Genomic DNA, 12423 nt, shown 5'->3' with positions numbered 1-12423 from the left:
CCCGGAAGCTAAGCCCTTCAGCGCCGATGGTACTGCACTCGACAGGGTGTGGGAGAGTAGGACACCGCCGAACACAACTTGAGAAGCCCCCCAACCAGTGATGGTTGGGGGGCTTTCTCGTACCCAAAACACCCTGAAACATCCCGTCGCCGGCACCCCCCGGATCGAGCGAACGGTACGTTCGTCGCCTCAGATCGACCGAACGTACCGTTCGCACAATCACGAGCAGAAGAGCACGGCCGGCTCACCACCCCGTCCGGGATCGAGTGAACGACACTCTCACCGCCTCGGACGAGGGGAACGGTACGTTCACAAGATCCGCGAAAAGCCTGCGCTCACCACAGGTCTCGTCAGTCGACGGTCAATCGCGACACCAACCTGCCACGGAACCCGTCGAGCGTGGCTAGGCTCGGAAGAGGTGCCCCGTGTGATCGGGCCCACCTCACCTGTGCACGCGTGATGACTACGGAGGCTTCGATGACCGATATTCTCGACCGCACCAAAATCTATGTTGATGGCGCCTGGATCGAATCCACTGGCAGCGGTCGGATCGACGTTCTCAATCCGGCTACCGAAGAGCTGATAGGAACTGTCGCCGAAGGCACTGTCGAAGATGTCGACGCGGCCGCGAAGGCAGCACGAAAGGCGTTCCCTGCCTGGTCTGCACTATCCGGCGGCGAGCGCGCCGAATATCTTTCCAAGGCTGCGGCGATAATTGCCGAACGTACCGATGATCTTGCGGCGCTGGTCTCGCAGGATATGGGAATGCCGATCGGATTCGCGAAGCCCGTACAAATCGGAATGCCGCTCGCGAATTTGAATGCATTTGCCGAATTGGCTCGCACTTATGATTTCGACGCTCACGAGGTCGGGAATTCGCTGATTGTTCGCGAACCTGCGGGTGTTGTCGGCGCCATCACTCCCTGGAACTTCCCGCTCCACCAAGTTGTCTTGAAGGTCGGCGGTGCGCTCGCCGCGGGCTGCACCGTGGTTCTCAAGCCCACCGAGGTTGCGCCACTCATCACGTACGCTCTCGCTGACATCTTCGACGAAATTGGTTTGCCTGCAGGTGTATTCAACCTGGTGAGTGGCTACGGCCCGGTAGTGGGCGAAGCCATCGCCGGCCACCCTGAGGTCGACATGGTCTCCTTCACCGGATCGACTCGTGCAGGCAAGCGAGTGGCCATCGTTGCCGCTGACACCATCAAGAAGGTCTCGCTCGAGCTGGGCGGCAAGTCGGCGAATGTCATTCTCGACGACGCCGATCTCGAAAAGGCTGTCACGGATGGCGTCGCAAAGTGCTTCATCAATTCGGGCCAGACCTGTTCGGCGCTGACGCGTATGTTGGTTCCCGCGGAGAAGGTGGATGAGGCAGCGGCAATTGCTGCTGCAGTCGCCGCTCATTTCCCGGTAGGTGATCCGACTCAGCCGACTTCGGTGCTTGGTCCTCTGGTGAACGCGAATCAGCTGGGACGCGTTCGCGGATACATCGAGAAGGGTGTGTCGGAAGGTGCCACCGCGGTTGTCGACGGTCGCGAAACCGGTCTGGCCAGTGGATATTTCGTCGGGCCGACGGTGTTCGCGAACGTGACCGAAGACATGACAATTGCGCGCGAGGAGATCTTCGGACCGGTCCTCTCGATCATGGGCTACAAAGACGAGGCCGACGCAGTGCGGATCGCCAACGGCACCGAGTACGGACTGGCCGGTGGCGTTTGGTCAGGTGACCCCGATCGCGCGGATCGCGTCGCACGGCAACTGCGTGCCGGGCAGGTCGAGGTGAACGGCGGAGCATTCAACACGAATGCTCCGTTCGGTGGGTACAAGCAGTCGGGCGTCGGGCGCGAGGCCGGCACGTTCGGGCTCGAAGAGTTCCTCGAGATCAAGGCGATTCAGCGATAGTTTGTTCGAGAATGGCGATGCTCCCGTACCAAGTGCGGGAGCATCGCCATTTTGTACCCGGATCAGGACTTGGCGGCATCCAAATGCTGAGCCGAGATGTTCGCCAGATGTGTCAGGTCCGAGGCCACGGTCGCGAACGTGTAGCCCTCCCCGAGCCGTTGTGCCGCAACCTGACCGGAAGGTGTGTGGATTCCCGCAGCGACTCCGCTGACGGCGGCAGCTTCGCGCACCCGGGTGAGCGCTGCTTCGAATTCCTCGGCGACGTCCGGATCGTTGGAGTGCTTACCGCCGACGGCGATTCGTAGGTCGGACGGCCCGACGTACACGCCGTCCAAACCGGGCACTGCGCAGATCTCTTCGACGTTCGCCAGACCCTGTGGGGTCTCGATCATCGCAAATACAACGGTGTCGCGGTTCGCGTCGGCGGGAACTGGGCCGATACGGAGTTGAGAGCGCATGGGTCCGTAGGAGCGGATGCCGAAAGGCGGATACTTGGCGGCTGCCACGGCGGCCGCTGCCTCTTCGGCGTTGTTGATCAGCGGAACGATGACGCCCACAGCGCCCGCGTCGAGTGCACGGCCGATGGGCGTCGGATTGTTTGCCTCGACGCGCACCATCCCGACAGTGGACGGTGACGAGTCGATGGCGGTGAGCCCGGCGACCATCCCCGAATAGCCGATCAGGCCGTGCTGCATGTCGAGGGCAATGTAGTCCCAGCCGACGTGCGCAATCCATTCGGTCGAGACCGGACTGTCGATGACGGACCAGTATCCGAGAATGCGTTCGCGTCCTCGGATACGTGCGGCGAATTCCTGTGCTGACATAGTGAAGAACTCTTCCTGATGAAGGTCGGGTGTTTCAGCGGTTGTAGTTGGGCATGGGGCCTCGTAGGGCGGCACCGACGAGGTCACACTCTTCGACGGTCGAGGCGTCGAGTGGACCTCGCCCGATGGCCGCGATATTGGATTCGAGGTGCGTAACTTTGGATCCTCCGAGGAGCAGCGATCCGGCGACGGGCTTGCTGACCAGCCAGCGCAACGCAAGCTCGGTCAGGGAGATGCCCGACTGTTCCGCGATCGCCGTCAGTTGTGCAATGGCGTCGAAGATCTGTGTGTTCCAGTATCGCTCCTTGTACATCGACGCAAGACGGGAGTCGCCGAATCGGCCGTCGACGGGGTTTTCCTCGAAGGTGTGGCGCCCGGTGAGCAGGCCCCCACCGAGTGGGTTGTAGACCATGGTGGTCAGTCCGGTCACGTCCGCGAATTCTGCGTATTCTTCTTCGATGCGACGCGCGAGCAAGTTGTAGAGCTGTTGTGCGACGATCGGTCGCGGAGCACCGACTGTGTCTGCGGTGTAGTTGATTTCACTGATTTGCCACGCGGCAAAGTTGGATACGCCGAGTGTGCGGATCTTGCCCTCGGCAACCAGTTCCGCGACGGTGGTAAGAGTTTCGGTCAGCGTGACGGTTCGGTCCGGCTGATGGAGATAGAACAGGTCGACGTAGTCCGAGTCGAGTCTGCGCAGACTTCCTTCGATGCTTGCTCGGAGTCCCTTTGCCGAGAGTGGGCTGTTGTCACCGGCATCGGGGTGTGGCATTCCTGCTTTGGTGGCCAGAGTGACGGAATCGCGTCGGCCGTGGAGCAGTTTTGCCAGCATGCGCTCGGACTCGCCGCCCGCATAGCCGTTCGCCGTGTCGATGTGTGAGATACCGGCGCCCAGTGCTGCGTCGAGCATCGATCCCGCACTCGATATGTCGACCGTATCTCCGAAGGTCATAGTGCCGAGCACCAGTTTCGGAAGCTCGAGTGGGGTGGTCATCAGGCAACTCCTCGTGATTCGGTCTGCTTGGCTAGTAAGTTCTTGGACAGGGCTGCCACCACGTGGCGTGGTTTGATGCCGACCATGGTGGTGGGATCGAGAGCAGCGCCTCGTAGTGCGCGGGTGTACGGCTCGTGCGGACTGGCGAGAACTGTGTCTGTGGAACCGGATTCGACGATGGTTCCTTTCGACATCACGACTACGGTCTCGCTGATTTCTCGGACGACGCCCAAGTTGTGTGAGATGAAAACGTACGTCAGACCGGTATCGGCCTGAATTTCACGTAGGAGCGCGAGTACCTGCGCTTGCACCGAAACGTCGAGAGCGCTGGTTGCTTCGTCGCAGACCAGGATCTCGGGTCCGCTGGCAAGTGCACGGGCAATTCCGATGCGCTGACGTTGGCCACCGGAGAACTCCGCCGGACGCCGGTGTAGTGCCGAGCTGGGTAGGCCAACGCGATCGACGAGTTCTGCTGCTGCCTTGGCGCGTTCAGACTTGCTCCGAACACCTTTGAGGCGCAGTGGTTCTCCGATGATGTCCTCGGCAGTCAGATGGGGGTCCAGCGATCCGTACGGATCTTGGAACACCATTTGAATGCGAGAGCGGAAGGGGCGCAGTGACTTCTCCGACATCTGCGCGATGTCATTGCCGTCGACGAGAATGCGTCCACTGGTCGGTGTGAGGAGTCGGACGATCGATCGAGCGATTGTCGACTTGCCACATCCGGATTCGCCGACGATGGCCAGGGTCTTGCCCTTTTCCACCGAGAAGCTCACAGCATCCACGGCTCGGAAAACTCCGTCGGGAACCGGATACTCGACAACGAGATCTTCGACGGCCAGAAGTGGCGTTTCGTGGGGGTTCATGCCGAGGCTCCGATCTGCGTTGAACGGGCGGGGTCGCCATCCCAAGGCCCCAGGTGCGGTATCGCGTCGAGAAGCTTTTGTGTGTAGGCGCTTTGCGGTGAGTCGACGAGAACGTCGGCGTTACCGGTCTCGACAAAACGTCCGTCCTTCATCACGTAGATGCGATCGGATACGAGTCGGGCGACTCCGAGGTCGTGGGTGATGACGAGCATTCCGATCCCGGTGCGCTCCTGCAATTCGAGCAATAGATCCAGAATCCCGGCCTGAACGGTGACGTCCAATGCGCTGGTGGGTTCGTCGGCCACGATCAGTTCGGGGCCGGCAGCAAGAGCTCCGGCGATGAGGACGCGCTGCAGCATTCCACCCGACAGTTGATGCGGGTACTTGTCGAGTTGCTGATCCGGATACGGAATGCGTACCTGCTCGAGCAGTTGCACTGCCCGGTCGATTTGTTGCTTCTTCGCGGTCACACCGCTGTGGCGCACTGCTTCTCGAAGTTGGCTGCCGATGGTGTGGACGGGACTCAGAGCCGTCATCGGGTCCTGGGGGATGAGGGCGATGTGTTTTCCACGAATATCGTTCAAGATCTTCGTGTTTCCGAGAATGTCCTGGCCTTTGAACACAGCTTTCCCGGAAAGAACGGCAAGATCGTCCGGAAGCAGCCCGAGGATTCCCATGGCCGTGGTCGACTTTCCGGAGCCGGATTCACCGATGATGGTGACGGTTTCACCGGCGTCGATGCAGAAGGACACCCCGTCGACGGCTCGGATGACGCCATTCGCCGTGACAAGTTCGATCTGGAGGTCGTCGACCCGTAGTAGATTGCCCATGTCTCACGCCTTTGCTTTCTGGGCGTTGCCACGCCCGAACAGGCTTGCGCCCAGTCGTTTCGAACCTGCAGGACGATCGCGCAGGCCGTCGCCGAGTAGGTTCACTCCGACGACCAGTAGCACGATCATCAGACCTGTCAACGTGACGATCCACCATGACGTGGTGATGTAGTCCTGGCCGTCGGCGATGATTCGTCCCCACGTTGCGAACGGACGTTGTGGTCCGGCGCCGAGGTAGCTCAACGAACTTTCCAGCAGTACGGCCTGCGCGAGCAGCAACAGGACGACGAGCGAGGCCTGCTTGACGATGTTCGGAATGACGTGACGAAGCAGAATTGCCATGCGAGTAAGTCCGAGGACTCGAGCTGCAGCTACGTAAGGCTTTTCGCGTTCGACGAGTACCAATGAGCGAGTCAACCGTGCGACCTCGGGCCACTGCGCGATCGCGATGACAAACGTGATGACGGGAATGGACGGACCGAACAGCGCAACGACGAGAAGCAGCATCATCAGCAGAGGCAGAGAAAGCTGTGCTTCGAGTAGGCGGGAGATGACGGTGTCGACCCAGCCGCCGAAGTACCCCGCGGCGGATCCGGCGACTATGCCGATGACCCCGGAGACGATCACGGCGAGAATACCGATCGTCAGAGACACCTGGCCGCCGTGCAGGATCCGTGAGAGGAGATCTCGTCCCAACTGATCGGTGCCGAACAGATGGCCGTCGGTGAGGGGCGGTAGCCGTCGACTGCTCAGGTTGGTCTGGTTCGGATCTGCAAGGGGGAGTAGTCCCGCCAATGCAACAGGAAGAATCACCAGGAGCGCGCAGATCGAGCCGGCCCAGATCTTGACTCGGCTGTCTCGCTTACGGCGCGTGGCTCCGGCGCGTGCGAAGTCTGCCTCGGTGACCGCGCTGGCGCGTGGAGTTGTTGGAGGTTCCAAGACGGTAGTCATCAGTTGGCGCCCTTTCCGAGTCGCACGCGTGGATCCAGGAGGGGGTAGAGGAGGTCCACTGCCAGTTGCACGAGCACGGCGAGAACCGCAGTGACAAGCACGGTGGCCTGGATGAGCGGGTAGTCGCGAGTCTCGAGTGCGCGGACCACCAGCGAGCCGACACCAGGCCAGGCGAACACGACTTCGACCACCACGACGCCGTTCAGCATTCCGGCAAATCTGGTGCCCAGCGCGGTGACGATCGGAATCGCAGAATTACGCATCGCATATCGCCAGGTGAGTTCGCGTTCGGATACTCCGCGAGAACGTGCGACCGTGATGTACGGAGAAGCGAAGGCCGAGACCATTTCGCGTCGAACCATCCGGGAGATCAACGCGATCTGAAGGATGGCGATGGTGACGGTAGGCAGGATCAACGACGGCCATGTGGTGAAACCGGCTGCCGGGAGTACTGGGATCAAGACCGCGAAGATCGTCACCAGCATCAGGCCGCTCCAGAACTCCGGCATGGACTGCCCGCCGACGGCTACGACGTTCGCACCGAGTTCACGTCGGGTGTCCGCGTGACGGGCCATCCACACGCCCAGCGGAATCGAGAGCACGGCGGTCAGCAGAATGGAGCTGACGGCCAGGGTGATGGTGTACGGGAGACGGCCGAGGACAACGTCCATGGCCGGCGCCTGGAACGAGTACGACGTGCCGAGATTCAGATGGACCAGGTCCCACAGGTAGATCAGATATTGAGAGAACACCGACTTGTCCAAGCCCATGTCAGCACGGATTTGTGCTAGATCCTCCGTGCTGGCCAGCGGTCCGGCCAAGGCGTAGGCAGGATCGCCGGGAGCCATTCGGATCAGGACGAACACTGTTGTGAGCGTGAGGAAGATCGTCAAGGCACTCTGTGCCAAGCGTTTGAGCACGTATTTGACGGTCGGGTTGATCCTTGTGCGCCGACGCGGAGAGATTCCGAGAGCGGTTTGCGGTTTCGGAGCGGTGAGAGTCATCGCCTCAGGCCTCCAATCGGACGGCGCCGAGGTCGTAGGAGTTGATCGGGGTCAGTGAAACATTTTGTACACGAGTGCGTTTCGCAAGGAGTGCGTTGGGTACGAAGCTCCACAGGCAAGGCCAGGTGTTCCAGATGTCTTGTTGTGCGGCGTCGAGTAGAGCGGCGCGCTTGGTCGGGTCTGGTTCACTGGATGCGGCTTGGATCTTCGCGGTGATTTCGGGGAAGACGTACCCGTGATAGGTGTCGCGAGTTGCTTCCTTCTCCGCTGTGCCGGCGTACATCCCCTGCAACGTGGTCAGTGCAAGTCCGGTCTGGTTGCCGTAGCCGTTGCCCAGCACATCCCAGTCGCCGGTCTTGCCCTGGCGCCAGGACGAGATGTCACCGCCCGGTTCGAACTGCTGGAGTTTGACGCGTACTCCCACGGCCTTCATCATTTCGAGTACCGATTCCATCACCGAGACGTCGTTGGTGAACTCTCCGGTTTCCCAGATGAAGGTGAGTTCGAGGTCGTCGGCGCCTTCGGCCTCGAGCATCTGCCGCGCTTTCCGTGGATCATATTGGTAAGTACCGGTTTTCACGGCTCCGTCCAAGGTCGACGGTGCGGGGCCGGTGGCCGGGACTGCGGATCCGATCAGCACGTCCCGAGCGAGTGACTCACCGTCGATGGCATACGTGAGAGCTTCTCGGACACGCGGATTGGACAGTGGGTGATCGGCGGGCTTGCGGAAGTTGAAGAACAGTTGGTTGATGCGTGTGCTCGGCACTGTGTCCACCTGGACACCAGGCAGGTCGGCGAGTTGTTCGGCGGAATCGGGACTGATCGAGTCGATGACGTCGACCTCGCCGCTCCGAAGTGCGACGACGCGGCCGGCCTCTTCGGGAATGAAGCGGACCTGAACACGACGAACGCCAGGGGCCGGGCCCCAGTAGTTGTCATTGGCGACAAGTGTGTAACCGCCGGTGCCCCGGTTCGATTCGCTGACGACGAACGGTCCAGACCCGATTCCGCTCTGCAGTTCGTTGGGTTCGTTGGCAGCGGCCGGGGTGATCAAGATGTTGGACATGAGCGAGTCCAGAACCGGCACCGGGGAATTCGTCCGAAGGATGAAGGTGCGATCGTCGATGGGGACGACCGTCGGCCACTCGGGGAACTGCGGTGCGACAAACGATCCGCTGACCTGCTGGTACATCTGCATTGCCGTCGTGACGTCGTCGATCAGCACAGGTGTGCCGTCGGAGTAACGGATGCCCTCGCGGAGTCGAACCGTCCACTCGGTCGGGCCGGTCGATTCGAACCTGTCAGCGAGAACGAGTTGCGGTGTCAGATTGTCGCCGATCCGGGTGAGACCTTGTCTGACGCCACGTTGAGCCGTGACTGCTGCGTCGAATTGATTGAGTTTGTTGTCGAGGCTGACGAGCGAACGGTTGAGCCCGAGCACCAGGGTGTCCTGGGTCGGCTTCCCGGTAGGGCCGGCGCACGCGGCAGTCGTGCCCAGAAGCGTTGCGCCACCGATCAGCCCGGTGAACTGCAGAAAGGATCGCCGGGAGAGCTGTGGTGTTCGCAAACGAGTATTGGTCATCGGTGACCTTTCGATCCTGACGGGGCAGCGTGGGGGCGACGCTCCGAGCGGACTGTTGGTGAACAATCGCGTCGGGCTCTCGCTTGTAACTCAGCTCACAATGGCACTGTTGCGCACTTCGCGCAAGTCCCGTAACTTCGATTGCGTACTTCGCGCATCGGTTGCGATGCTGTGCATACTCGATTCAGACCGAAAGGGGGTCGAGGAATTCGATGAAACCACTGGTAATCATCGCTGATGATCTTTCCGGAGCCGCGGAGTCGGCCGCAGGATTTCTGCTCCGCAGTTCGGGCATATCGCTTCGACTCGGCCCAGGTGCGCCCGACGGATCAGGAGTGACGGTTTTCGATCTGCACTCACGGCGATCCGACCCCGCCAGAGCCTCTCGTGACGTGAGATCAGTTCTGCAATCGTCTGACGGCTCCGAGATCGTCAAGAAGATCGATTCCCTGCTCAGGGGCAACATAGCGGCGGAGGTTGGAGAACTCTCCCGCGACGGATCCCCGGTCATCGTCGCCGCCGGACTGCCCAGGCAAGGGCGCACGGTGCAAGGCGGGGTGGTGTTGGTCGATGGGGTTGCGTTGCACGCCACCGACCTGTGGCGCGCGGAGTCGAAGCCGGCTCCTCGGTCGATTGCGGAGGCGCTCGGCTCGTCGGCAATTACTTCTGGCGTATCGCTGGACGACATTCGCTCCGGCCGGTTGAGCCAGGTTCTTGCGTCGATCTCAGAAGCCGGGTCGGTGGCGATCTGCGACGTCGAGACCGACAGTGATCTGGAACTGATTGTGGCTGCAGCACAGGAGGTTCGGGGTTCTCGATTGGTAGGAACCTCGGCGCTCGCGACGGCAGTGGCACGACGAAGAACCGAGCAGTCACCCGTCGTGCGCCCATCTCTTCGTGATTCTCGATTTACTTTGGTGGTTGTGGGGACGGCGGATGCGTCTGCCGGGGACCAAGTGGCATTGCTTCGGGATTCAGGGGCGCACCATATCGAAGTGAACAGTGCTGAACTGCTGGCGCATTCGGTCGATCCGCTTCCGATTCTGAACGCACTGGATCGCGGAAATGTCGTGGTTTCGGTAAGTGGGCCCGTCGTGCCTGCAGAATCCGTCCATCTCGTTTCGGCTCTCGCCGATCTGATCGCTGCCGTCGATGCAGGATTCTCCCATGGCGAGTACCCGATCGACTTGGTTCTTACCGGTGGCGAAACCGCGCGCAGCGTTCTCGACCGCCTGCTGATCGACACTTTGTCACCGATTTACGAAATTGAACACGGCGCCGTGCTTTCCGTCGACCACACCGGACGGTACATCGTCACGCGGCCAGGCAGTTTCGGGAATGCACACAGTCTTTTCTCTATAACGAAGTTTCTCGCGCGCCCCATCCCGGTCGACGCTCCGGACAGTCCACCTTCAGACAACGAGGTTAATCCCATGTCAATCGAATCCACTCCACTGCCGCTGATTGCTGTCACGATGGGCGACGGCGCCGGCGTCGGACCGGAAGTGATCGTCCCCGCACTCCTCGACGCCGAAACGAGAAAGCGTTGCCGCCCTGTTGTTGTCGGCGACGCGAAGCGTTTGCGATTGGCTGCCACGGTGCTCGGAATAGACGTCGACGTGGTCGCGATCGAGGAGATCAAGGATGCTGAATTCATCGATGGACGGATCAACGTCATCGACCTGGACTTGCTACCCGAGGATCTCGCCTGGGGTGAACTGTCGGCAGTCGCGGGAGATGCGGCCTATCAATATATCCGCGTCGCAAGCGAACTCGCCGTGCGCGGTGAAGTCCAGTCGATCTGCACGGCGCCACTGAACAAGGAAGCGCTGCATGCGGCAGGACACATCTATCCCGGACACACGGAATTGCTTGCGCACCTGACCGGTACCGAGGAGGTGTCGATGATGTTGTCGACCCCCAAGCTCAAGGTGATTCACGTGACCACTCACATCGGACTGCTCGATGCAGTTGCCAGGATCGAGCCCGGCCTGGTCGAGAGGACCATTCGTCGAGGTCACGAAGCTTTGGTGCGTACGGGCAATCCATCTCCGAAAATCGGCGTGTGCGGGATCAACCCGCACGCGGGGGAGAACGGACTTTTCGGGTACGGAGAGGAAGAGCAGAAGATCATTCCCGCCGTGGAACTCTTGAAGGCAGAAGGAATCGACGTCCACGGCCCACTGCCGGCGGACACGGCATTCTTCCTCGCTGGACGTGGGGACTACGACTTGATCGTTGCGATGTACCACGATCAGGGGCACGGCCCGGTCAAGGTTCTCGGGATCGAGGCCGGCGTCAACATCACCGTCGGGTTACCTGTCATCCGTACCTCCGTCGATCACGGAACCGCTTTCGACATTGCAGGTAAGGGCATCGCCGAGGCCGGTAGTATGGTCGAAGCGCTGCGGCAGGCGGCCGAATTGGCAACCAGCACATTCGTTTCCAAGTAAGCACCAGGGTTTGTAGGGGGAGGAGCGATGGCCATCCGGGAGTCGGAGGCGAGGCGGTCGGAGATTGCGAGGCTCGCTCGCACCAGCGGTCTGGCCAGTGTCGAGGATCTGTCTGCCCAATTCGGGGTGACTGCATCTACGATTCGTCGCGACCTGAGTCAGTTGACTGCCCAGGGAGTAATTGCTCGAACGTACGGCGGTGCGATTGCTCTCAACCCTCATCCGGAATCCTCCTTGCGTCAACGCGCAATGGAGGGATTCGACGCCAAACGGGGCATCGCCGAATGGGCTGCTGAGCAGGTCCGGCCCGGAGAAACCGTGCTCCTTGATGCAGGTACCACCGTCGGAGCGATGGGAGAGTTCTTACGTCACGTGACGAATTTGACGGTGATCGCTGCAGGGCTGACGGCGCTCGAGGCGTTAGTCGACGCTGATGGTGTTCGAGTCGAATGTCTCGGCGGGACGCTGAGGCAGCTCAGTCAAGGATTCGTCGGGCCACTGGCGGAAGCGTCGCTGCAGAGGGTGTCGTTTGACAAGGCATTCCTCGGTGCCGATGCAGTTACCGCTGACCTGGGTATTTGTGAAGCTGAGCTCGATCAGACCCGGCTCAAGGAAATGATGATCGAACGTGCCGGCGAGGTCTACATCCTCGCCCACTCCGCCAAGCTCGGTGAACGTCCTTTCCATGCGTGGGCGCCGATACCGCCGGGGGCTGTGCTGGTTACCGATGCTGCAGTGGACGCAAAGCAAGTCGCGTTGTTCGAGGATGTAGGTATCCGAGTCCAAGTGGTGTGAGTTCCCGCTGTGTGCCGATCCGGGCACGGTGTCCGGCGTCACATGATGTCCGAATTGGTGAAAATCGACTGAAACGGGCAATCTTGCTGGGGAAATGGATACCTCCGAGTCTCTGACCTGTGGATTTGTCAAAGACTTCGGCGGACGCGTAACTTATTCCAAGTCAGAGCGACACGGACACCGACTCCCGCCTTCACGGCGAGTGACACGAGGTTGTACGAA

General features: G+C 60.8%; 10 protein-coding genes. 3 read left to right on the top strand and 7 right to left on the bottom strand.

Annotation, left to right across the window (positions count from 1 at the left end; translation table 11 throughout):
- Positions 1-477 precede the first annotated feature (477 nt).
- Complete coding sequence (locus tag AC3WQS_RS31230; protein ID WP_007732506.1) at positions 478-1902, top strand: aldehyde dehydrogenase family protein; 1425 nt, start codon at positions 478-480, stop codon at positions 1900-1902.
- Between the two features lie 62 nt (positions 1903-1964).
- Here the strand turns inward: AC3WQS_RS31230 and AC3WQS_RS31225 are convergent, their stop codons facing one another.
- Genes AC3WQS_RS31225 through AC3WQS_RS31195 form a run of 7 tightly spaced genes read right to left on the bottom strand, consistent with a single transcriptional unit; the run spans position 1965 to position 8953 of the window.
- Positions 1965-2726, bottom strand: coding sequence for an HpcH/HpaI aldolase family protein (locus AC3WQS_RS31225; RefSeq protein WP_019746656.1), 762 nt, complete (start codon positions 2724-2726; stop codon positions 1965-1967).
- A gap of 34 nt (positions 2727-2760) precedes the next feature.
- Entirely contained in the window at positions 2761-3720 is a 960-nt protein-coding gene (locus AC3WQS_RS31220; RefSeq protein ID WP_264613812.1) for an aldo/keto reductase, read from the bottom strand.
- A complete protein-coding gene (locus tag AC3WQS_RS31215) occupies positions 3720-4586 on the bottom strand; it encodes an ATP-binding cassette domain-containing protein (RefSeq protein ID WP_492713545.1) in 867 nt (288 codons plus the stop codon). Before AC3WQS_RS31215 ends, AC3WQS_RS31220 begins: the two co-directional genes overlap by 1 nt.
- Positions 4583-5416: an ABC transporter ATP-binding protein gene (locus AC3WQS_RS31210; protein WP_492713546.1), complete on the bottom strand. Its 834-nt coding sequence runs from the start codon at positions 5414-5416 to the stop codon at positions 4583-4585. The genes AC3WQS_RS31215 and AC3WQS_RS31210 overlap by 4 nt, the downstream gene beginning before the upstream one ends.
- Positions 5417-5419: 3 nt before the next feature.
- The gene (locus AC3WQS_RS31205) at positions 5420-6367 is read right to left on the bottom strand and encodes an ABC transporter permease (protein ID WP_019746660.1); all 948 of its coding nucleotides are present in this window, start codon (positions 6365-6367) and stop codon (positions 5420-5422) included.
- Positions 6367-7371 (bottom strand): ABC transporter permease, encoded by a 1005-nt coding sequence (locus tag AC3WQS_RS31200; RefSeq protein ID WP_007732496.1) that lies wholly within the window; start codon positions 7369-7371, stop codon positions 6367-6369. The genes AC3WQS_RS31205 and AC3WQS_RS31200 overlap by 1 nt, the downstream gene beginning before the upstream one ends.
- Before the next feature lie 4 nt (positions 7372-7375).
- Complete coding sequence (locus AC3WQS_RS31195) at positions 7376-8953, bottom strand: ABC transporter substrate-binding protein (RefSeq protein WP_492713547.1); 1578 nt, start codon at positions 8951-8953, stop codon at positions 7376-7378.
- Positions 8954-9165: 212 nt separating this feature from the next.
- On the opposite strand from AC3WQS_RS31195, the gene pdxA reads away from it, so the two are divergent.
- The gene (gene pdxA / locus AC3WQS_RS31190) at positions 9166-11406 is read left to right on the top strand and encodes a 4-hydroxythreonine-4-phosphate dehydrogenase PdxA (protein WP_041814594.1); all 2241 of its coding nucleotides are present in this window, start codon (positions 9166-9168) and stop codon (positions 11404-11406) included.
- A 27-nt stretch (positions 11407-11433) separates the two neighbouring features.
- Positions 11434-12201, top strand: a complete 768-nt coding sequence (locus AC3WQS_RS31185) for a DeoR/GlpR family DNA-binding transcription regulator (RefSeq protein ID WP_020905996.1) — start codon at positions 11434-11436, stop codon at positions 12199-12201.
- Positions 12202-12423 lie beyond the last annotated feature (222 nt).

It is taken from the genome of Rhodococcus sp. FW305-130 (assembly GCF_058788335.1).
This window is presented reverse-complemented; position numbering and strand designations above follow the sequence as displayed.